This window comes from Vibrio sp. R11-SG3-ISO3-SZ (assembly GCF_059834345.1).
In genome coordinates this window covers 1-19846 of the sequence record NZ_JCBDGX010000006.1, presented here as the reverse complement: position 1 = coordinate 19846, position 19846 = coordinate 1, and the positions used below count along the sequence as shown (strand labels likewise).

24 protein-coding genes are annotated in these 19846 nt (G+C 47.4%); 13 read left to right on the top strand and 11 right to left on the bottom strand.

Annotated features, from left to right (window positions below):
- Positions 1-255 (top strand): DUF3135 domain-containing protein (locus AC6R1O_RS00955; RefSeq protein WP_500656349.1); only part of this gene is annotated, 255 nt, incomplete at its 5' end.
- Between the two features lie 79 nt (positions 256-334).
- On the opposite strand, the gene AC6R1O_RS00950 is transcribed toward AC6R1O_RS00955, so the two are convergent.
- Positions 335-1312 (bottom strand): Gfo/Idh/MocA family protein, encoded by a 978-nt coding sequence (locus AC6R1O_RS00950; RefSeq protein ID WP_500646166.1) that lies wholly within the window; start codon positions 1310-1312, stop codon positions 335-337.
- Complete coding sequence (locus AC6R1O_RS00945) at positions 1309-1611, bottom strand: putative quinol monooxygenase (protein ID WP_500634075.1); 303 nt, start codon at positions 1609-1611, stop codon at positions 1309-1311. The genes AC6R1O_RS00950 and AC6R1O_RS00945 overlap by 4 nt, the downstream gene beginning before the upstream one ends.
- A 108-nt stretch (positions 1612-1719) precedes the next feature.
- Here AC6R1O_RS00945 and AC6R1O_RS00940 point away from each other — a divergent pair, with 108 nt between their 5' ends.
- From AC6R1O_RS00940 to groL, 3 genes are all read left to right on the top strand, one after another.
- Positions 1720-2604 carry a LysR family transcriptional regulator gene (locus tag AC6R1O_RS00940; protein ID WP_500634076.1) on the top strand — a complete coding sequence of 295 codons (885 nt, stop codon included), beginning with the start codon at positions 1720-1722 and terminating at the stop codon, positions 2602-2604.
- 204 nt (positions 2605-2808) lie between these two features.
- On the top strand, positions 2809-3099 hold the full coding sequence (locus tag AC6R1O_RS00935; protein WP_334554749.1) for a co-chaperone GroES: 291 nt from the start codon (positions 2809-2811) through the stop codon (positions 3097-3099).
- 72 nt (positions 3100-3171) lie between these two features.
- Positions 3172-4815, top strand: a complete 1644-nt coding sequence (groL, locus tag AC6R1O_RS00930; protein ID WP_500634077.1) for a chaperonin GroEL — start codon at positions 3172-3174, stop codon at positions 4813-4815.
- Positions 4816-4930: 115 nt separating this feature from the next.
- Here the strand turns inward: groL and hepT are convergent, their stop codons facing one another.
- Together hepT and mntA are read right to left on the bottom strand one after the other, a co-directional pair.
- A complete protein-coding gene (hepT, locus tag AC6R1O_RS00925) occupies positions 4931-5365 on the bottom strand; it encodes a type VII toxin-antitoxin system HepT family RNase toxin (protein ID WP_487902807.1) in 435 nt (144 codons plus the stop codon).
- Positions 5355-5765: a type VII toxin-antitoxin system MntA family adenylyltransferase antitoxin gene (gene mntA, locus AC6R1O_RS00920; RefSeq protein WP_487902806.1), complete on the bottom strand. Its 411-nt coding sequence runs from the start codon at positions 5763-5765 to the stop codon at positions 5355-5357. The genes hepT and mntA overlap by 11 nt, the downstream gene beginning before the upstream one ends.
- Positions 5766-5935: 170 nt before the next feature.
- On the opposite strand from mntA, the gene AC6R1O_RS00915 reads away from it, so the two are divergent.
- The 6 genes from AC6R1O_RS00915 (at position 5936) to AC6R1O_RS00890 (ending at position 12370) form a co-directional block, all read left to right on the top strand.
- Positions 5936-7102, top strand: a complete 1167-nt coding sequence (locus tag AC6R1O_RS00915; RefSeq protein WP_500634078.1) for a nucleotide sugar dehydrogenase — start codon at positions 5936-5938, stop codon at positions 7100-7102.
- Between the two features lie 170 nt (positions 7103-7272).
- The gene (locus tag AC6R1O_RS00910) at positions 7273-7629 is read left to right on the top strand and encodes a DUF4870 family protein (RefSeq protein WP_500630583.1); all 357 of its coding nucleotides are present in this window, start codon (positions 7273-7275) and stop codon (positions 7627-7629) included.
- A gap of 416 nt (positions 7630-8045) precedes the next feature.
- The gene (locus AC6R1O_RS00905) at positions 8046-8402 is read left to right on the top strand and encodes a hypothetical protein (protein WP_500630582.1); all 357 of its coding nucleotides are present in this window, start codon (positions 8046-8048) and stop codon (positions 8400-8402) included.
- Positions 8389-9924, top strand: a complete 1536-nt coding sequence (locus AC6R1O_RS00900) for an OmpA family protein (RefSeq protein WP_500656348.1) — start codon at positions 8389-8391, stop codon at positions 9922-9924. Before AC6R1O_RS00905 ends, AC6R1O_RS00900 begins: the two co-directional genes overlap by 14 nt.
- A gap of 2 nt (positions 9925-9926) precedes the next feature.
- Positions 9927-11516, top strand: coding sequence for a hypothetical protein (locus tag AC6R1O_RS00895; RefSeq protein ID WP_500656347.1), 1590 nt, complete (start codon positions 9927-9929; stop codon positions 11514-11516).
- A complete protein-coding gene (locus tag AC6R1O_RS00890; RefSeq protein ID WP_500656346.1) occupies positions 11516-12370 on the top strand; it encodes a hypothetical protein in 855 nt (284 codons plus the stop codon). The genes AC6R1O_RS00895 and AC6R1O_RS00890 overlap by 1 nt, the downstream gene beginning before the upstream one ends.
- 69 nt (positions 12371-12439) lie before the next feature.
- Here the strand turns inward: AC6R1O_RS00890 and AC6R1O_RS00885 are convergent, their stop codons facing one another.
- Complete coding sequence (locus AC6R1O_RS00885; RefSeq protein ID WP_500656345.1) at positions 12440-13024, bottom strand: uracil-DNA glycosylase family protein; 585 nt, start codon at positions 13022-13024, stop codon at positions 12440-12442.
- Entirely contained in the window at positions 13024-13950 is a 927-nt protein-coding gene (locus AC6R1O_RS00880; protein WP_500634084.1) for a D-2-hydroxyacid dehydrogenase, read from the bottom strand. Before AC6R1O_RS00880 ends, AC6R1O_RS00885 begins: the two co-directional genes overlap by 1 nt.
- A 122-nt stretch (positions 13951-14072) precedes the next feature.
- Between AC6R1O_RS00880 and AC6R1O_RS00875 the strand changes: the two genes are divergently transcribed.
- The 3 genes from AC6R1O_RS00875 (at position 14073) to AC6R1O_RS00865 (ending at position 15321) form a co-directional block, all read left to right on the top strand.
- Positions 14073-14207 carry a hypothetical protein gene (locus AC6R1O_RS00875; protein WP_487902802.1) on the top strand — a complete coding sequence of 45 codons (135 nt, stop codon included), beginning with the start codon at positions 14073-14075 and terminating at the stop codon, positions 14205-14207.
- A gap of 116 nt (positions 14208-14323) precedes the next feature.
- Positions 14324-14929 carry a beta-phosphoglucomutase family hydrolase gene (locus AC6R1O_RS00870; RefSeq protein ID WP_500634085.1) on the top strand — a complete coding sequence of 202 codons (606 nt, stop codon included), beginning with the start codon at positions 14324-14326 and terminating at the stop codon, positions 14927-14929.
- A gap of 254 nt (positions 14930-15183) precedes the next feature.
- On the top strand, positions 15184-15321 hold the full coding sequence (locus tag AC6R1O_RS00865; protein ID WP_500630021.1) for a hypothetical protein: 138 nt from the start codon (positions 15184-15186) through the stop codon (positions 15319-15321).
- Positions 15322-15325: 4 nt separating this feature from the next.
- Here AC6R1O_RS00865 and AC6R1O_RS00860 read toward each other — a convergent pair whose 3' ends face one another.
- The 5 genes from AC6R1O_RS00860 to AC6R1O_RS00840 all read right to left on the bottom strand — a co-directional run.
- Positions 15326-16567: an MFS transporter gene (locus tag AC6R1O_RS00860; RefSeq protein WP_500630020.1), complete on the bottom strand. Its 1242-nt coding sequence runs from the start codon at positions 16565-16567 to the stop codon at positions 15326-15328.
- 11 nt (positions 16568-16578) lie between these two features.
- The gene (locus AC6R1O_RS00855) at positions 16579-17448 is read right to left on the bottom strand and encodes an L-ribulose-5-phosphate 3-epimerase (protein WP_500634086.1); all 870 of its coding nucleotides are present in this window, start codon (positions 17446-17448) and stop codon (positions 16579-16581) included.
- Positions 17449-17457: 9 nt separating this feature from the next.
- Entirely contained in the window at positions 17458-18216 is a 759-nt protein-coding gene (locus AC6R1O_RS00850; RefSeq protein WP_500634087.1) for an IclR family transcriptional regulator, read from the bottom strand.
- A gap of 7 nt (positions 18217-18223) precedes the next feature.
- Positions 18224-18868, bottom strand: a complete 645-nt coding sequence (locus AC6R1O_RS00845; protein WP_500630017.1) for a 3-keto-L-gulonate-6-phosphate decarboxylase UlaD — start codon at positions 18866-18868, stop codon at positions 18224-18226.
- Positions 18861-19846 (bottom strand): FGGY-family carbohydrate kinase (locus tag AC6R1O_RS00840; protein WP_500656344.1); only part of this gene is annotated, 986 nt, incomplete at its 5' end. The genes AC6R1O_RS00845 and AC6R1O_RS00840, both read right to left, overlap by 8 nt.

The following is a 19846-nucleotide window of genomic DNA, read 5'->3' as shown; positions in this document are numbered from 1 at the left end:
TTTGTTGCTCTCAAAAAAGAAATCTGCGAAGAGATGATCAGCTCGGCCTCAGAGCCAATGCAAGCTCGGCTCTGGGCACAGCAAAGTCACATTGACCTGGTCGTTAGCCGTTGTAAAAACCCCAATCACACCAATATTGTCCTCATGCGTGAGCTCGTCACACAAATGACCAAATTCCAGCAAGCGCTCGATACAGACACGTTACTTGAACCCCAACAAAAGGCAGAGGTCATTCCATTTGATGCGTGGCGCTGAGCGACATTGCGTCGACTCTGCGCCGATCTGAGAGCGGGTGTTTGAGTCCCCCGTTTTGGAGAGAGGGGGGCTTGGCGGATCAAGCGTCGCCAAGACTCTCCCATTCCGTCAACAATTGCATAATGTTGTAGGAGTCTTGCCAGTTGGCACAAGGGCTGAGCAGCTCTTTTTGTCCGGCTTCTATGGCACGGCGCACCTGGCGTACTTGATACAAGAACGCGTCGCCTTCTGCTGTTACCGTCACGTCGCGCTTAGAGGTCTCATAGATTTCCACACTGACTCGGTTGTCTTGAGCGGGAAGCCATGGGTTAGTTTCCATGGTTATACAGCCTTTACTGCCAAGGATTGTGAAGTGATGCTTCAAACCATGATCTTCAGCGGTGTGTACGGTGGCGGTGTGGTGGTCGCCAAAACTCATCAACAATGTGGTTTCACAGATGTTGTTGTCGGCGCCTCTTCGGCTGATGGCCTTGAGAGAACGATTCGCAAAAGCGTCTTCTCCCAGCAGGGTTTTCACAACCAGGTACAGTAACGAGATTGGGTAGCAACCAAGGTTGTATATCGCCCCTTTGCTGTCTGGATTGACGAACTGGGCGATGGAGGCAATGTAAGAGGTATGAATCGATCGCAGTTCACCAATCTCACCGGATTTGAGTATGGTAACCAGCTCTTGAATCAAAGGGTGATGCAGGTACATCAAGCCTTCGGCGAAAAACACCTGATGGTCTTTGACCGCTTGTAGCGCCAGTTTCGTCTTTTCCATATCGATGGAAAGCGATTTCTCACACAAAATCGCTTTACTTTGTTGAGCCGCCTTAATAATAAAGTCATGGTGAAGATGGTTCGGCAAGGCAATGTAGATAATATCGACTTGCTCATCACTCAGTAGCGCGTCGTAATCTGTGAATGTGTGTGCAATCCCGTACTGCTTGGCAAAGGCTGCTAAATTGCTCTCAGAGCGCCCCGCTACCGCGTACAGCTCACTTTGACTATCCTGTTTAATGGCTTCTGCCATCACGCCAGAGATAAAACTGGTTCCAAGAATGCCCCATTTCATGATACTTGCGCTCCATTTTGTTGTGTTTCAAAAGCCTGAACCAATTCGGTCATCTCCGAAGCGATAAATGCGCGGGTATGGGCCATAGTGAAATGGGCTTCAATAGCCGCACGATTCTCATAACGTTCCCACAAAATCACTCGTTGTGGCACGTTGTCATCGTACGTCGCCATTGCTTGTAAGCAGCCGGCTTCACTTTGCATATCAAGGCAAAATTGCTCGATGGCTTGGATAACCGTCGCTCTTGGTTGGTCAGCATTCATTCTCAGCTCAGCGGTGACAAAAATCGTTTGGCTCATGAGTGGTCTCTGTGTTGTTGGCTTTGGATGTTCAAGGTCAACTTTAATTGACGCGTTCTAATTGATAAACTTTCCGCCAGTTTATTCTTTATTAACTATAGGTGCGCAATGGACAAGCTGACCAGTATGAAAGTCTTTGCCTGCGTGGTTGAACAGGGCAGTTTTCGCAGCGCAGCGCATCACTTCGACTTGTCTCCTACCATGATCGGCAAACATGTTCGATTTCTAGAACAAAGTTTAGGGACACAATTGATTCATCGCACCACCCGAAAACAGTCACTCACCGAAGCGGGCAAACTCTACTACCAAGAGTGCCATCGGATTATTGAAGACATCGCCAACGCCGAAAATTTGATTCATACGCTGATCAATCGGCCCCGTGGTACGGTCAAAGTGAATTGTCCTGTCACCTATGGAAAGACGGTATTGGCGCCGATTGTCGCCGACTTTCTCTCTGAGCATCCTGATATCAATGTAGAAATGTTGCTCGACAATAACCTGATTGACCCGTTTCGAACGGATGCCGACGTCATTATCCGCATAGGTGAACTGGTGGACTCTTCACTGGTTGCAAGAAAGCTAGGCGATTATCCGATGACCTATTGTGCCGCGCCTTCGTATCTCAACGCGCATGGACGGATTCAATCATTGGAAGATCTCAGACATCACTGCTGTTTGGGCTTTCACTATCACCAAGGTGAAAGCCAACAAGTGATGAACCTGCCCGCCAGTACCTTTGATCAAAGCCGCATTAGGCTTGCCTCAAACAATGGTGACGTATTGAAATTCGCGGCGATCCAAGGATGTGGTGTTCTGTTGCAGCCGAAGCTGTTGGTCGAGCCAGAGATTGAGTCCGGCCAGTTGATGGAGATCCTGCAAGATGCCGTTCCTAAAGCTAAGCCGATACACCTGCTGTATCGCTCCAAAAATTTGTCACTCAAAAACCGGACCTTTGTTGATTTTGTCGTTGCAGCGGTAAACGCCAAAACATAACCATGAGAAGTCCGAACGTGGGCAACCCACCACTTCTTCAACCTCGATCACAAATTTTTCATCTCTCCCCCTTGGGTTTACCCAAACCATCCCTCATATAGTTAGCACGCGACTGAAATAGTCAGCACAAGACTTTAAAGCCTCAGAGCCAATGCTTTGAGGGCGTTATCAAACCTAAATGGAAATTATCAGGAGAGACGACCGATGAACATTCGTCCATTACACGACCGAGTTATCGTAGAACGCCAAGAAGTTGAATCTAAGTCAGCCGGTGGCATCGTTCTTACTGGTTCTGCGGCAGAAAAATCGACGCGCGGCGTAGTACTCGCTGTGGGTAAAGGCCGCATTCTAGAAAATGGCTCAGTTCAGCCTCTAGACGTAAAAGTGGGTGATACGGTGATTTTTGCTGAAGGCTACGGCACAAGAACCGAAAAAGTCGACGGTAAAGAAGTTCTGATCATGTCTGAAAACGACATCATGGCTATCGTTGAGTAATAGCAAACGTTGAGTAATTCAATTCTGAATCCCAACTAACAAAATCAATCGAATTTAGAAAGGAAGATAAAGATGGCTGCTAAAGACGTAAAATTTGGTAACGATGCACGCATTAAAATGCTAGAAGGTGTGAACGTTCTGGCTGACGCAGTAAAAGTGACGCTGGGCCCTAAAGGCCGCAACGTGGTACTGGACAAATCGTTCGGTGCACCAACCATCACCAAAGATGGTGTCTCTGTTGCGCGTGAAATTGAATTGGAAGACAAGTTCCAAAACATGGGCGCACAAATGGTCAAAGAAGTCGCGTCTCAAGCAAACGACGCGGCAGGTGACGGTACCACTACCGCGACTGTATTGGCGCAAGCGATTGTTAACGAAGGTCTAAAAGCGGTAGCGGCGGGTATGAACCCAATGGATCTTAAGCGCGGCATCGACAAAGCCGTGACCGCTGCTGTAGAAGAGCTTAAAGCGCTCTCTGTGCCTTGTTCAGACACCAAAGCGATTGCACAGGTCGGTACGATTTCTGCCAACTCTGACGCAACCGTAGGTAACATCATTGCTGAAGCGATGGAAAAAGTGGGCCGTGATGGCGTGATCACAGTAGAAGAAGGTCAAGCCCTGCAAGATGAGCTCGATGTGGTAGAAGGTATGCAGTTTGACCGTGGCTACCTATCGCCTTACTTCATCAACAACCAAGAAGCGGGCTCGGTTGATCTAGAAAGCCCATTCATCCTACTGATCGACAAGAAAGTCTCTAACATCCGCGAGCTTCTTCCAACGCTAGAAGCGGTAGCAAAAGCGTCTCGTCCTCTGCTTATCATTGCAGAAGATGTCGAAGGTGAAGCGCTGGCGACACTGGTTGTTAACAACATGCGCGGTATCGTGAAAGTGGCGGCAGTGAAAGCACCAGGCTTTGGCGATCGTCGTAAAGCGATGCTGCAAGACATCGCGATTTTGACTGGCGGTACGGTTATCTCTGAAGAGATCGGCCTAGAGCTAGAAAAAGTAACGCTAGAAGACCTAGGTCAAGCGAAGCGCGTGACCATCACCAAAGAAAACACCACCATCATCGATGGCGTGGGTGAGCAAGAGATGATTCAAGGTCGCGTGGCGCAGATTCGTCAGCAAATCGAAGATGCAACTTCAGACTACGACAAAGAAAAACTTCAAGAGCGCGTGGCGAAACTTGCCGGCGGTGTGGCTGTGATCAAAGTGGGCGCAGCGACAGAAGTGGAAATGAAAGAGAAGAAAGACCGCGTTGAAGATGCGCTGCACGCGACTCGCGCGGCAGTAGAAGAAGGCGTGGTTGCCGGTGGTGGTGTTGCTCTTATTCGCGCAGCATCGAAAGTGGCGAACCTTGAAGGTGACAACGAAGAGCAAAACGTTGGTATCCGCGTGGCACTTCGCGCGATGGAAGCGCCAATCCGTCAAATCACTAAGAACGCCGGTGATGAAGAGTCTGTCGTCGCGAACAACGTTCGTGCTGGCGAAGGTAACTACGGCTACAACGCAGCAACCGGCGAGTACGGTGACATGATTGAGATGGGTATCCTAGACCCAACGAAAGTGACTCGCTCTGCACTTCAATTCGCAGCGTCTGTCGCAGGTCTTATGATTACCACTGAAGCCATGGTCACCGACCTACCACAAAAAGAGGCACCAGCAATGCCTGATATGGGCGGCATGGGCGGAATGGGTGGTATGGGCATGATGTAATCATCCCAACCCTTCTGGTTGAAAGAGAGGTCTCGCTCAGGCGGGGCATCATACGGAGGCTTCGGCCTCCGTTTTTTTTTGCGTATTTTTTAATTAATTATAGTAAGTAAAGGCTTCAATTAACCTTCGAGAGTACATTAATCGCTTTGGTTGCGAAGTCATGTAAGGCGAGATATTGCTGCTCTTTGATGATCCCCTCAACAATCAAAAGGTCGATGTTCAGGTAATCATGAACCAGGCCATTTCTCATGCCAATGATGCGCTTCCACGTCATGAGTTCCGAGCTTGTAATGAGTTGGTGCTCTTTAAGTAAAGTGAAGGCTTGATACGCTTCGGACGTGCTCTTGCCTTGAATAGATTTAACCCAATGTTTAGCAAGACCAATACAGAGCTCGCTATAGACTTGAAGGAGACGTTCTGCCGCTCGAAAGTCACGAGACTTTAAGCCTGTTGTCATCAAATCTTCTCTTAACTCATGGAGTTCAAGGAGGTAAGTGTGTTGATGTTTCTCTGCTTCGTGGAGGTAGGCTTGCAGTCCATCATTCTTCATGCTGTTGTTCTCTACGCTGATGTTCATACATTGAGTAAATTCGACTCGATTCTCGGTATGCTCGCGGGCAATCGGCTCCGTAAATGACACGGCCTTCGTTTACGATACTAAAACCTAAGTAAGCTGGCACCTGATTGATATCGACAATACTTAGCTTGTCACTTGGTAGGTCAAGTGATTGTGCCCAATCTAAGGTAAGGGTATTAGGGCGAAGGTATTTTTCAAACGGTGACAACGAAAAGTCATGAAAAGCAATCGCTAAGTCAACGTCACTATCCTCGTGTTCTTTCCCTTGAGCTCTTGAGCCATACAGCCATACCACCTCGATATCTGGAGATGTTGCCGCTTGCTCTAAAACACGCGAGATGATCGTTTCGGTATCCAGTCTCACACTTTCCATTTTGGCGTTCTTTTTTCAGTATCCTAGGTCAAAAGTATAACGAATTAATCAACAAGCGGACATCTTAGACAGCGACACATTGTCGTAAAATCGTCAACAGAGTGTCTTTTCACTGCAACCTGCGGCTTTTATTTCTAGATGGGGTATTAACGAGAAATAGGAACCGCGCAATGAAGATTGCAGTGATAGGGTGTGGGTATGTCGGGCTATCTAACGCGCTGCTTTTGGCCCAGCATCACCAAGTGATGGCTGTGGATGTGGTGGCAAGCAAAGTCGATAAGCTCAACGACCGTATATCCCCCATTCGAGATCCGGAAATCGAGCTGTTTTTACGCGAGAAACCGCTCAATTTTCGAGCCACCACTGACATGCAAGAAGCGCTAGAGGGTGCCCAGTTTGTCATTATTGCCACGCCGACAGATTATGATCCGGTGACCAATACATTTGATACGCACTCTGTTGAAAGTGTTATTCAGCAGGTGCTGGCGTTAAACGCATCGGCGGTCATGGTGATCAAATCCACAGTCCCCGTGGGCTATACTGAGCAAGTCAAAGCGCGTTTCCAATGTGATCAGATATTATTTTCGCCTGAGTTTCTTCGTGAAGGCAAAGCGTTGTATGACAACCTGTATCCCTCTCGTATTATTGTAGGAGAGCAGAGTGAACGGGCTAAGCAGTTTGCTGCGTTACTGACCGACGGGGCGGTCAAGACCGATATCCCGGTATTGTTTACCGATTCGACAGAGGCCGAAGCGGTCAAGCTGTTCTCTAATACCTACCTAGCGATGCGCGTTGCGTACTTTAATGAATTGGACTCTTACGCCGAGAGTCATGGCTTAGATACCAAGCAAATCATTGAAGGTGTCGGGCTCGATCCACGTATCGGCGATCACTACAATAATCCATCCTTTGGTTATGGCGGTTACTGTTTACCGAAAGACACCAAACAGTTGCTCGCGAACTATCGTGACGTGCCAAACAACTTGATCGCTGCGATTGTGGCGGCGAACAAAACTCGCAAAGATGTGATTGCAGAAGCGATCCTAAAGCGTCAACCCAAGGTGGTGGGGATTTATCGTTTGATCATGAAGTCTGGATCGGACAACTTTCGCTCGTCATCGATACAGGGGATCATGAAACGTTTGAAGGCCAGAGGGATTGAAGTGATTGTGTATGAGCCTGTCATCACTGAGCCGCACTTTTTCAATTCGCCCGTCATTCGTGATCTTGACGCATTTAAATCACGCGCCGACGTGATTGTTTCGAACCGACGCTGTGAAGCGCTGATGGATGTGGAAGAGAAGGTATACACGCGAGATTTGTTTGGTTCAGATTGAAGTATTTTAATTTGCAGAGTGTAAGTAGGCGCGTTTCCTGCCTAGGTGTTTAAATCGAACTGTTTCATGATAATTTCTTTAAAAACAATGAACAAGCGCACTATTTAAATTTATTCCTAGAGTTTATTATGTTGTTTTTATATCAATCAATTGCATAGGAGATAGGGTTGATGAACGAGACAACGGCGACCATGGAAGAGGGAGCGGCAGACTTGTCGAGTATACGCACACACGTTCTAATTACGTATGGGTTACTGTTATTGGGTGTGTTTACAGGTGGATTGCTGTCCATAGCTGGTGTGATTTGGGCGTACGTCAAACGTGCTGATGCCAAAGGAACCGTATTTGAAAGTCATTTTTCAAACGCGACAAAAACATTTTGGGTATCAGTCATTCTCAGCATTCTGGGCGTGCTCACACTAGTATTTGTGGTGGGGTATATCGTGTTGCTTGCAGCGCTCATTTACTCTTTATACAAATACATCAAAGGTATTGCGAGGGCGATAGACAGCAAGTCTTTCGCATAATAGCGGTGTAGTTTGCTTGATCGTAAGTTAAAGCGCGCTCATTTTATGAGGGCGCTTTTCTTGTTTTTATGGTGTCTTTTGGTTTTTCATGTGCTCTTGTTGTTTTATATAAACTGGTGTCAATAAATTCATTTTCAGTGCTATTGATCACATATTTGAATGTATTGGTCGTGTTTGTGTCGACCATTTCTTGATTGTGTCTCCCAATCTTTGTAAAAAGATATTACATAACATAAAAATCATCGACTAATTAAGTATTTACAAATAACGATGATCGGTTGTCTAGTTGGTGTTTTGTTGATTTCTTGTCCTTAACAAGGCACCTATATTCACTATTGATGTGACTCAAAATGGGCCTCAAGAAAGCAACGTTAGTTCTAATTATCATGACGATGTCATGGGTAGTGTATTTGCTCATGTCTCCCCCCGTCTCACTCCCCCAGTGTCAAAGTTTTACTGGCGTGCTGTCTATCGGTGAAGAGGAAACGACCTTCAATTTTCGTATCAACCCAGAGAATGTTGAGTTGATTACGACCTTTAATCTGGCTCTCCAAAGTTTAGGTATGCCTCACTCTATTCGATATGAGTTTGATGTTGTATCTATCGAACAGACATCAGACTTGTGGCGTTTTCATCTGGTGGATCAACCACATCAACTTGAGCAAGTTCTAGAAATTGAGCCGCTCAATGAACATTACGCCGTTCGATGGGTTGGCGACCGTAAAAACACAATTCAGTACAGTTGCATGGATGTAAAAAATGCCGAGATTTAAACAAGTTGCAGTGTCCGTTAGTATCGCTTTATCTATTACCAGTTGTTCGAACACCGGTGATTTTGGTGGCATCAGCTCGACCACATTAATTGGGTGTGCTGGCGGAATGATTGTTGGTGGTTTAGCTGGCAATGCAATTGGTGGTGATAAAGGAGCATGGATAGGTGCGGGCGTCGGGGCGTTGGTTGGCTGTTCCGTTGGGTACTATTGGGCACAGCGAGAAGAAAAATTGGCTCTAGCCGCAGAAAAAGAAGCCGTTGAGGTTGAATTTGAGCGAGTGGGCTCCTCGGAAGAGGAAGGCCAGATGGTTGCTGTCCAGTCACAAGCCATTATTGAAGCTGAAAAGTCAGGCAATACTGAGCGCATAAAGCAGGTTATAGGCTCTTCGGAAGTCGTTGGTTTGTCGGCAACGGTAAAGGGAGACATCTTTAAGTCAGGGCAAACATCAATTTCCAGTAAAAAGCATCAGCGCTTTTTTAGTCAATACGCGGAGACGGTAAAACCGAGTGGTAGTGCGATACTGATTGTTGGACATACCGATAGTACAGGCTCAGCCCAGCTCAATGCAAAGATCTCATTAGAGCGCGCTACAAGTGTAGCCAAGCAACTGATAAAAAATGGTATTCCTAAAGAAAACATCTACGTGTATGGGGCCGGTGAGTCGCAGCCGATTGCTTCAAACAACTCTGTTCAAGGGCGTGCAGAAAACCGCCGGATTGAAGTCGTTACTTTGGAGAATAAACCCGAGTACGTAACGAACTATGTGAAATACAAAGCCACAGAGCCTAGCTTCGCCAAGATTCGTACCACAGATAATATTGCCAGTCGCAGCCAGACGGTAAGTCAACAAGTTAATAAAGGTATGGCTCATTCACAGCAAACGTCAGAGGCAGCCAAAGAGGTTATTAATAAAGATAACCGTCGTAGCTTAAGCAGTCGGGCATTCGTAGACTTTGGCGGGCAATTATACGAGGGTTTGGATGACAATCTTTTTGCGTACATAGGAGCTCAAGAGTCCAACCGTTTTTCTTTAATTGGTCAAGCAGTGGCCAATACTCTCGAGGAGTCTTCGTGTGTTTACGATGAGCCTAGCGTGACCACAGGTCTCAAACAGCTGGGAGATGACAACCTGCGAACCACGGATTATTTACCAGGGATGAACAAGACGGCGTGGGGCGCGAAAGTGAACGACCACCTAGTGGCGTTGGCTCCGGTTGCGGTAGACCGACATAAGCTCGTCGTGACGGAAACACCACAATTATACGTTTACCAAGGCTACGGTCGTAACTCAAACGTTAAGCCTGCCAAAACCCAAAAAGATGTCCACGTCAATATCTACAACGGAACAAAGGGGGTTATCTATCGAGCGTTTGTGCAAGAGGAAAACTACCCAATTAAATGCATTGATATTGCTGCGAATAAAACGCATTCCAATGGAAACTTTTCGTCTTTTGCAGGAAAAATTTACTACCAAGGGCCTAAGGGCCTGATGATTGCAGACTACAAACCAGGAAAATTATAATCATGAATGGACTTACAGCTTGGCTTCTATTGAATCGCATGTTGGTGGCGGCGATCGGTACGACCGTTGCTCTGATTGCGCTATATTTGAGTAATCGTGATGCAATTAACTTGCAACTAAAAGCACTCTATTACCGTTTTCCATTGTTTGGTAAAAACGCGCGTTTGGCCAAAAGATTGGGCTTGGATGATCAACGTTGGTTTAACTCTGAGCGAGAGGTATGCAACAGTTTTCTGCCTTATTTTGATAAATACAATGCCGATGAATACCATTATGAGCAATCCAGCCGTTATCTAAATAAGGTCGGTGACACAGGTATCTCCCCGATGAAATGGTACACATGGTTGGGCTTATCAGTGATGGTATTGATCGAAGCGGCGGGCTTTGCCTATGTATTGGCGGGTTTTACCATTCAAGACGGCAGTGAGTCGATTCAAATACAAGCGGCGGTTGGGATTGCACTGTTGATTAGTGTCCTACTTGTTGGTTTTACTCATGCTATGGGTGGGGAGCTTTATCGTAATCAGCAAATTGGAAAAGTGAGACTACATTGGAATCATGATCCTCAAAAACCCGGTGTTATTTCGCCAAACTTAAATGTGGGATTAAAATCCAAGACAAACGCAATCGATGATCAAGAGCCTAGTTGGCGACAAATTGCAAACCGTTTGGCAAAAACCAATGCTGGTTTCACTAAGTCTTGGATGATGAGTATCGTTACCGTTCTGTTTATTTCCATTGTTGCCGTGGGAGCAACGTATGTGCGTGGTCAAGTGCTAGAGAAACTGGCTATTGAAGAAATCAGTGGTCATGAACAAGAAGGGATGGGTGGTGTGTTTGCTGTCGCTAACCCATTTGCTGACTCAGCACCGGCTGAGTTGACGAACTACAATGACGAAGCCGAAAAAGCGGCATTCCGAGATGCGATTGACGCGCACAAGCGAGGTGGATGGATGACATTCATTATGTTGGCCGTCATTTTTGCAGCGATGCAGGCTTACAGTATTTATCTTGGTTTCAAGAGTACGTTTTCTGGTAAAGAGTCGAAAGATGCCTACAACGCCACTTACAAATTTTCAAACGTTAATGCTTACCTAGAGTATTTCGCTTCTCGTCAAGCGGGGGTTGAAAGGGTTGCTCAGAGTGTTCTCTCACATTTGCAGAGCAAAATTGCGATTTACGCACAGCAAAATTCTGGTGAGCAACATGTCATATACGCAGCAAACAACCCATCTAGTCGTAACTTTATCAACTATTACAAACTGAGAGCATTGAAAAATGCTGAGTCGCCGGAGTTGATTAAAGCTCAACAGCCTGTGTTTCATAACGACAAGCCTAGTGAAGCACCGACGGTAAAGCCGCAGAGCACAAATAATCAAGCTGTGATTGAGCCTAATCAGTTGGATACACCCTCGGTAGCGGAGGCCTTTTTAAGTGATGTTGATATCATGAACAAAGTAAAAAATAACGATTTGGATGGGTTAACGGATGAGCAAATTGTCACCGCATTGAAAGCTATTCAAAACGAACCCAAGCCTGAAACGGCAGAAGAGCGATTGGCTCGATTGCAACAACAAGCGATGTCGTCTTAATGAAAGGAGTAGATATGAAGAGGATTCTTTTGCCACTTTCTTGCATCGTGTTTGCGCTCTTTGCTCAACTTTCGCAAGCGGCGACATTGAGAAACGATGTGCCTAGTTGCACAACGGACGTACCTAGCGAGTATTACCAGAAGCCCATGGAGAGAGAGCTGGTTATCCTCGTTGATAAAACGATGGCTCATTCGCTTGACCAAGGTATCAAGGCCGAGTTGTATCAGAGTGTGACCCGATTTATCCAGCCTGGTGATAAAGTTCAACTCGTCGAGTTTTCATCTTTTGCCCAAGACAGCTATACCAAAGTCGCATTTAACGGTCAGCTTGATACTCAGATAGATGATGAGCATCGTAGTTATGTTAAGAAATCAGTTTTAAAGGCTTTAGACAAATGTCTGGACCAACAGCATAAGTTTATGCTCAATCAAATTGGGGTGGCATTACAAGAGGCATTTCAACCACAAGAAAAGCCAACTAATACGGAGTTGATTGGCACGCTCAATGACATCAGCAGACAAGTCCTGACATACTCGACCTCGAAAAGAAAAGTTGTTCTTATCATCAGCGACATGCTCGAGAACTCTGACATCACGTCATTTTATAAGAGTAATAAAACGCGGGTCATCGATCCGCAGCAAGAGTTGGTAAAAGTATCCAACGCTCAGATGTTTGCAAACTTCAATCAAGCCGATGTTTATATTATTGGTACCGGGGTTGTGCCCGGTAATCAGCAATACATATCGGCTCAGAAGATGAATTACTTAGAGCTGTTTTGGCGAGACTACTTTAATCAAAGCAACGCTAACCTGATTGCTTTTGGTAAGCCAATGCTACTCAGTGATATCCGTTAGGCGATATCAAAGTGTTCGGTGAGACTCCCTTCATGTGATTCATACAGAAGGGAGTTTTTATTTGACTTGTTAAAAACTCTGATGATTCAGATGCTCATGCACATACTGGCGAATATAAGGCACCACCTCCTCCTCAAACCACGGGTTGCGCTTTAGCCATAAAGTATTTCGCGGTGAAGGGTGAGGCAGGGGGAGTGTATGGGGCGCCCAAGTTTGCCATTGTTTGACTGTTTCGGTGAGTGAGCGGGGTTTGTCTGAGAGGTAGTAGCGCTGTGCGTATTGGCCAATTAGCAGTGTCATGCCGATATTGGGCAGCGCTTCAAGCACCTTTTGATGCCACATTGGCGCGCACTCTTTGCGCGGGGGCAGATCTCCAGAGCGGCCTTTGCCGGGATAACACAGCCCCATCGGCATAATCGCAATGTTCTTGGCGTCGTAGAACCTCAGCTTGTCTAAGCCTAGCCAATCTCGCAGCCGGTCGCCACTAGGGTCATTCCATGGAATGGAGCTGTGATGAACACGGGTGCCAGGCGCTTGGCCGATAATCATTAGCTTGGCCTCCTGATGGGCTTGGATCACCGGATTGGCGCCCAGCGGCAGGTGCGGCTCGCAGTGGCGACAGGCGCGAATCTCGCTCAGCAGTGAATCCAGCATCAGTAACCTCGCTTTGGCTCCACCACATGCAGCAAACGAAACCCGTCACGCCATCTCGCGTAATTTTCGGCAAATATCTCTGCAACCTGCTCTGGAAAGCTCAGCGCAGCAATGTGTGGCGTGACGGTGATATGAGGGTGGGACCAAAATGGATGCTCGTCATGCAGTGGCTCTTGCTCAAACACATCCAAAAACGCATGCTGCACGCAGCCTTGCTCAATGGCTTCAATCAACGCATGTTCATCTAACGCCGCGCCTCGGCCAACGTTAAACAGCAAGGCTTGGTCTAAGTGACTTAAGGTCTGATGGTTGAGAATATGCTGAGTGTCCGGCGTGTTGGGCAGGGTGTTGACCACCACATTCGCGCCCGCCAGCGCAGTTGTTAGCTCTTGCACATGGTAGAGCGCATCGAATGGCGAGTGCTTGCTCGGGATCCCGCTGCGATTCACGCCAGAGACGCGCATGCCCAGCGCCTTGGCACTTTGGGCGAGGTGAGTACCAATCGAGCCACTACCGAGAATGACCATATTGAGTTCATTTAAAGAGGTGTAGGGCTTTGGCGTCCATTGCGCTTTTTGCTGCTCGCTTTGATAGTGGGCAAAATGACGCTGGTGGGCAATCACATAACCGAGCACATACTCCGAAATCTGCTGACCGAATATGCCCTTCACGTTAGTCAGCACACCTTCAAAGTCTTGCAAGTGCGGCACCAGCGCATCGACACCGGCATAGATAGATTGAATCCACTCTAGGTTGGGAAATTGATCCATGGCTTTAGCGGCCATCGGCGGCGCGGCCAGCAAGATGGTCGCTTCGGATTTGTCTTGCGTGAACGTGAGATCCGGTAAATTCAACGCATTGAGTAGCGCTTGATAGCGCTCGTTGTGCTCAGTCAACAGGTAGACATTGTGGGAAGCAAAGGTCATGGAAACATCCTTATTGATATCGTCTGGCGGGCGAACAATGGCTTATCTATCCATTGGTTTTATTTGATGATACCCGTTACACTGACAATGGTGACTCAATCAATCTCGCTCTCGGAGGCCATATGAGTACGACGACGATTTTTCTGCTGGTGATGTTGCTGATAGGCAGCGCCGTCGCTTTCCTTACCTTTAATTCGGAACGTTTGATCGCGTGTTTAGAGAAGCGTATCAGTGACAATGCGAAAAGAAAACAGTAGGAGCTTAAGATGACGTACTTTACTCTCGCGATGCTAATGATCCTCGCCTCGGTGTTTTCTATCGGTTGTTTCGCCGTTTGGTTCGATCGTCATCAACGTTAATGATAAGGAAGCAGATGCCCGATTTAACGCATTACCAAGGTATCATCTTTGACTTAGATGGCACTTTAGTCAATTCCATGATCGCTCATGCGACAGCGTGGGAGAAAACGTGTAAAACCTTCTCTATCCCTTATGACAAGCCTTGGCTTGATAGCCTGGGTGGCATGCCATCAAGGAAGGTGACACTCGAACTGTTAAAACGGTACGAGTTGACGTTGGATCCTGCCATGATCACGGCGGATAAAACGGCCAACTATGAAGCGATTGAACACAAAGGCGAAGTGATAGAAGGGACCTTCTCACTATTAAAGCGCTATGAGAACACGAAGAAAGTGGGTATTGGCACTGGATCGCAGGCTAAGCATGCCAACGCGATTTTAGCCACCACATCGATTCCTTCCTATATCCAAACATTGGTCACTTCAGATGATGTGGTCAACCACAAACCTCATCCAGATACGTTTCTTCAGGTGGCTCAGAACTTGTCGCTACCTCCTGCAAGCTGTGTCGTTTTCGAAGATACACTGATTGGTCAACAGGCGGCAACACGAGCAGGCATGGATTGCTACATGGTAAAGAATGGCACCGTGGTGCAATTTATTCCGGCGAGACGTCCATAGACTCGACTTCACACCTATCGTATTGCGCCCGTTTCGCGAGAGCACCCGTCAAACACATCAAGTGAAAAGGCGGATGTTGCCTTCGAGGGCGCGCACCATCGTTTATGTAATATAATTACCGGCTTAGGTATTTCACGCCTGTCGTTGCATTTTTTGACCTTGTTCTGTGTAATAAAAGTACAGATTTGATTGACTAATGTCACAAATTGGAGCAAAATTAACCATAGATCACATAATCAGTACAAGGGTTAAGTATGAACACGACAGTTATGACTTCTGAAAAAAATGAAGAGCCTATGAAATCAATGATCGCTGATGAGTTTATGTTTTTTGTTAAAGCGGCTGTGTCTATGAGCGCACTCGTTCTCTTCCTAGCATCTGCTTGGGTCTAAGAGACTAACGTTGATCGCCCGCTTCATTTTGTGCCGTGCGGGCTAAAGCAGACTTATGGTGTTGCGCTTTGTAATACAGAGCGACCATCGCTAGGTAAGCGATGGCGGGAGCGATGAAGCTAGTGTGTAAGTTCCAAGCGTCGATCACTATTGCTTGAATCAACGGTAAAAGTACGCCGCCAATAGAGCACATGATAAGTACAGCTGCGCCTTGCTCTCTGTAAGCGCCGGCAGCGTGAAGTGCCTTAGAGTAGATGATTGGGTAAAGTGTGGCATTTAACAAACCGACACTGAGCATAAGATACCCAATACTGACGTGATGAATGGTCATCGCAAACACGCTGATGAGTATGGCAAGCGCGCAACAGCAGGTCAGCAATCGCGTGACATTTACCTTGGCGCCCAGCCGAGCGAAGCCCACCCTCCCCAAGAACATCCCCATCCAATACCACGTAATCCATTGTGTTGCCGATACTAAACCGATCTGCCCATAGGCCTCATCTGCGAGGTAGGAAATTGTATAAGTACCGAAACTGACTTCTACGCCGACGTACAAGGTCAGCGCGATGGCGAGCGTTCGAAATGATTGATTGTGATACAGCGCAGAGATGCCGTGTCGAAACTTGGTTTTTTTGCCGGGCTGAATATCGGGTAAGTGAATAGAGTGAAAACAGACAATCAAAGCGGCGAAGTACGTGGCGATACAGACGAATAAAATGGAGACGTGCTCCGCTGTCTGCGTCCACCCAAACGTGGTGGCGATAAGAATAACCGCAGCCAATATTAAAGGACCAAGCACGGTCCCGATTGAGTTGGATGCGGTGGCGATACTCTGGCGTAGGACGCTTTTTTCCGGCCTATCGAGTAGGGATACATAGGGAGAGCTTACGACCTGGATGGCGGAAATGCCTGATGCCATCAGTAAAATCCCCAACACGGTCGTTATGAGCGTTTCCTCGCGCACTAGATACGCCATTGAAAGGCAACCGAATAAGCACCCGATCAAACAGTATTTCAAGGTGGTTTTGTAGCCCAAGTGGAGCATGACTAAGGACGTCGGCAATGAAACGGTGATGCGGGTGATAAAAAAGGCCATGGGAAAGAGCATGGCCATCTTGTAGTCGAGATCAAATGCCTCTTTGTAGTGTGGGATCAGTGAATTACTGCAGACGGTAATCAGTCCCCAAATGAAAAAGATCGATGAAAGTAACGCTAAAGGCGCATCCTTTATTCGCACGGATTTCATCGCCTTCTCCCTTAGAGTGCCAACCCTGCCTCATTCGCAATACGCATCAGTGTTGCCTTGGCTTCAAGGATGTCATCAAACCAGTGCTCGTTTTGTGCCCACATTTCGATCACAAACGGTGCCTGATAGTCAATCTCAGCTAAGGTTTTGAAAATACCGTTAAAGTCAACTTCACCTTGTCCAATTACTAGGTCGCGAAACTGGCCTTTGCAAGTGGGCGAGACGCGAAGTGTATCTTTTAGGTGAACTTGTACGATATGGTCTCTACTTAGCTTTAGCTCCGTGCAGACATCATAGTTCCAACCGGAGATGTTGCCGACATCAGGGTAGGCCATAAAGTAAGGCGACGGGATCTCACGTTTGAGGACCTCAAACTTGCTCAGTGAGTTGAGGTAAGGTGTATCCATGATTTCAACGCCAAGCATGATCCCAGCTCTCTCGGCCATTTTCACCGCTTGCTTCATGCCGTCGATAAACCGCTGGTGGGTATCTTGCGATTGTTCCTCATAAAAGACGTCATAGCCGGCCATTTGAATGCATCGAATACCGAGTTTGTAGGCCAGAGCGATCGCTTTCTCCATAATACGAAGTGATTCGTCTCGGATGCGATCATCCATTGACCCGAATGGGTACTTTCTATGAGCGCTCAAACACATGGATTGCAAAGGCATGGCGTGCTGTTCGCAAAGGCGTCGCAATGCATAGACTTCGTCATCACTCCAGTCCAATCTTGCTCTGCGTTCATCGCTTTCATCGACGGAAATCTCGACGAAATCGAACCCCGCTTCTTTTGCCTTCATTAAGCGCGCTTCCCATGAAAGTGACGCGGGCATTGCTTTCTCGTAAATACCTAATCTGAATTTGTTTTTTGAGCTGAACATATGACTTCCTTAAAAAAGTTGTTGCTCGATTCGAGTCGTGATGTCTTTGATTTTCGACGCGATAACGTCGTATCCCAATGCTTTCATTTTTGGAGTGAGAGACGAGACGCTCACGGCATAGACGGGCGTATGATTGTTATCGAAGATGGGGACAGCGACACACGAAATGCCGGCCTCGTTCTCTTCATCGTCCAATGCGTAACCTCGAGCCTTGATCGTATCCAACACCTCGAAAAATTGTGTTTTATCGAGAATGGTATTTTCGGTCAGTGGGCGCATGGTACTGACATTGCGTTGCCAATAAGTCTCACGTACTCGGTCGGAACTAAATGCCAAGTAGCATTTTCCAGCGGCGGAGCAGTACATAGGAGAATGCAAGCCCACGTAGGTGCGTGTGCGAAATGCGGCATTGACGGGTTCAAACTTGTCTTTGAAGATGATGTTGTCGGCATCAAAGGCGAGGAAGTTCACCGTCTCATTGACGTCATCCAGCAGTTCAGATAGGAAAGGCTTGACGGCACCCGTCACATCAGAGTTCATTGCGGCATGACCAAGTTGAAGCAGTTTCATGGTCAGTCGATAGGCTTTGCCTGAGCTCATTTGAGCCACGTAGCCGGACTCTTCGAATGTGGACAAAATGCGATGAACAGACGATTTGTTAAATCCAGTGCCCTCGGCTACTTTTTGTAGTGAAACTCCGTTTGGGTAGTGACCCAAAAATTCCAATACAGTTAAAGCTTTCGACAACGATTTAATTTGCTCACTCATACGCGCGTTACCAATATTTTCCTATTTCAGAATGAAATTGCTCAGCAATCTCTTTGCCCTGTGCACCCGTTAAGGCTCTACCCGCAATGAAAGATTTGGCAGACAGGTGTTTAAACAAATGCAGATCGTCAGGCACAATACCACCAGTTATGGAGAGTTCAATTCCCATATCCGACAAAATCCGCATTTTATTTAGGTCTTCTGCGGTCCAGCTCACACCCGCTAGCTCCGCGTCACGAGAACGATGATAAATAGCTTGAGTGATCCCCATATCTAGCCATTGCTGGGCGTCGTCGACAGTCCAATGGCCATAGAGCTCTATCTGAACTTCGCCACCAAACTTATCGGTGACGTTTTTGGCTGAACGAATGGTTTCGATATGTGCCGCTGCGCTCACTGTCACCCAATCGGCGCCCGCTTCCATCGCCATTTCCGTCAATATCGCACTGGCGTCGGTGATTTTCATATCACAAACAACCAGGTGATTGGGGTAGCGTTTTCTAACAGCTTCCACGGCGCCAACACCATGTGAAAAAGCCAGAATGGTACCAATTTCGATGACATCGAGTTGTTCGGCGATAGGTTCAACGGCGCTGAGCGCTTGATACAGATCGGTAGAGTCGAGCGCGAGTTGCAATAGCGGTTTAGGCATGAATGTCGTCCTCAAATTGTTTAAAGAGCTGAACGAGGTGTTGATAGCGGCGGAACTTGTTCTGATAACGTTGATAGTTCTCTTTGTTGGGTTCAATACGCGTGCTGTTCCCGGTGAGTGCAGCGGTGCACTCGGTCAAAGATTGAAACTCACCCGCCCCCAACATCGCCATCATGGCCGCGCCCAGTGAGCCAGTTTCGTCGATTGCCGAGATTTCTACCGTCATACCGGTGAGATCCGCCAGCATCTGCATCCAAACTGGGCTTGACGCAGGCCCTCCTGTGACTTTTAAAACCTTGGCGTGAGGAAAGCGCAGACGCATGCGTTCTAAATGGACATTGTGACAAAAGAGAATGCCCTCCCAGATGGCCTGGATAAGGTGCGCTTTTGTGTGGTGAGACTGAAGGCCGTAGAAGCCAGATTTCAGACCCAACCCTTGATTGGAACCATAGAGAAACGGGACAAAAAACACGCTGCTGCTAGCGGGCTCAAGTTGTGAGACGAGAGCTTGGTTTTCGGTATGGTTGAGGACGCCATTGTCGCCCAAGTATTCAGAAAACCACTCATAATTGCCGGCAGACGTAGGGCTGGCTTCATGAATAATGTATTCGCCATCTATGACATAGTGTCCGTAGACAAAATTGTGCGCTTGCTCTGTCACAGTTGTGGCGATGCCTGACGTCACAGCCCATGTTCCCATTACGTAGTTCAGAGCGTGAGCAGACGCATTGATGCCCGAGCAGACTGCGGTCGACACAACATCGAACAAACCGCCATACACGGGCGTGCCCTCGAGCAGTCCGGTCTCCTTGGCGACAGACTGAGTGATTTTACCTGCAAGCTGTGAAGGCGAAACAATGGGTGGGAGTGCGTGGAATAACTCTTCGATACCAAAGGTTTCGAGCAATGAACGGTCGTATTGACCCGTGTGAGCGTTGAAGTAGTTGCTCTCTGAAATGTTGGTGAGCTCGGCATAAA

What these genes read in the sequence shown, in the direction of transcription:
- AC6R1O_RS00950 (WP_500646166.1), bottom strand. Translation starts at nt 1,312, where the DNA reads ATGAAATGGGGCATTCTTGGAACCAGTTTTATCTCTGGCGTGATGGCA.
- AC6R1O_RS00945 (WP_500634075.1), bottom strand. Translation starts at nt 1,611, where the DNA reads ATGAGCCAAACGATTTTTGTCACCGCTGAGCTGAGAATGAATGCTGAC.
- AC6R1O_RS00940 (WP_500634076.1), top strand. Translation starts at nt 1,720, where the DNA reads ATGGACAAGCTGACCAGTATGAAAGTCTTTGCCTGCGTGGTTGAACAG.
- AC6R1O_RS00935 (WP_334554749.1), top strand. Translation starts at nt 2,809, where the DNA reads ATGAACATTCGTCCATTACACGACCGAGTTATCGTAGAACGCCAAGAA.
- groL (WP_500634077.1), top strand. Translation starts at nt 3,172, where the DNA reads ATGGCTGCTAAAGACGTAAAATTTGGTAACGATGCACGCATTAAAATG.
- hepT (WP_487902807.1), bottom strand. Translation starts at nt 5,365, where the DNA reads ATGAAGAATGATGGACTGCAAGCCTACCTCCACGAAGCAGAGAAACAT.
- mntA (WP_487902806.1), bottom strand. Translation starts at nt 5,765, where the DNA reads ATGGAAAGTGTGAGACTGGATACCGAAACGATCATCTCGCGTGTTTTA.
- AC6R1O_RS00915 (WP_500634078.1), top strand. Translation starts at nt 5,936, where the DNA reads ATGAAGATTGCAGTGATAGGGTGTGGGTATGTCGGGCTATCTAACGCG.
- AC6R1O_RS00910 (WP_500630583.1), top strand. Translation starts at nt 7,273, where the DNA reads ATGAACGAGACAACGGCGACCATGGAAGAGGGAGCGGCAGACTTGTCG.
- AC6R1O_RS00905 (WP_500630582.1), top strand. Translation starts at nt 8,046, where the DNA reads ATGTCTCCCCCCGTCTCACTCCCCCAGTGTCAAAGTTTTACTGGCGTG.
- AC6R1O_RS00900 (WP_500656348.1), top strand. Translation starts at nt 8,389, where the DNA reads ATGCCGAGATTTAAACAAGTTGCAGTGTCCGTTAGTATCGCTTTATCT.
- AC6R1O_RS00895 (WP_500656347.1), top strand. Translation starts at nt 9,927, where the DNA reads ATGAATGGACTTACAGCTTGGCTTCTATTGAATCGCATGTTGGTGGCG.
- AC6R1O_RS00890 (WP_500656346.1), top strand. Translation starts at nt 11,516, where the DNA reads ATGAAAGGAGTAGATATGAAGAGGATTCTTTTGCCACTTTCTTGCATC.
- AC6R1O_RS00885 (WP_500656345.1), bottom strand. Translation starts at nt 13,024, where the DNA reads ATGCTGGATTCACTGCTGAGCGAGATTCGCGCCTGTCGCCACTGCGAG.
- AC6R1O_RS00880 (WP_500634084.1), bottom strand. Translation starts at nt 13,950, where the DNA reads ATGACCTTTGCTTCCCACAATGTCTACCTGTTGACTGAGCACAACGAG.
- AC6R1O_RS00875 (WP_487902802.1), top strand. Translation starts at nt 14,073, where the DNA reads ATGAGTACGACGACGATTTTTCTGCTGGTGATGTTGCTGATAGGCAGC.
- AC6R1O_RS00870 (WP_500634085.1), top strand. Translation starts at nt 14,324, where the DNA reads ATGCCCGATTTAACGCATTACCAAGGTATCATCTTTGACTTAGATGGC.
- AC6R1O_RS00865 (WP_500630021.1), top strand. Translation starts at nt 15,184, where the DNA reads ATGAACACGACAGTTATGACTTCTGAAAAAAATGAAGAGCCTATGAAA.
- AC6R1O_RS00860 (WP_500630020.1), bottom strand. Translation starts at nt 16,567, where the DNA reads ATGAAATCCGTGCGAATAAAGGATGCGCCTTTAGCGTTACTTTCATCG.
- AC6R1O_RS00855 (WP_500634086.1), bottom strand. Translation starts at nt 17,448, where the DNA reads ATGTTCAGCTCAAAAAACAAATTCAGATTAGGTATTTACGAGAAAGCA.
- AC6R1O_RS00850 (WP_500634087.1), bottom strand. Translation starts at nt 18,216, where the DNA reads ATGAGTGAGCAAATTAAATCGTTGTCGAAAGCTTTAACTGTATTGGAA.
- AC6R1O_RS00845 (WP_500630017.1), bottom strand. Translation starts at nt 18,868, where the DNA reads ATGCCTAAACCGCTATTGCAACTCGCGCTCGACTCTACCGATCTGTAT.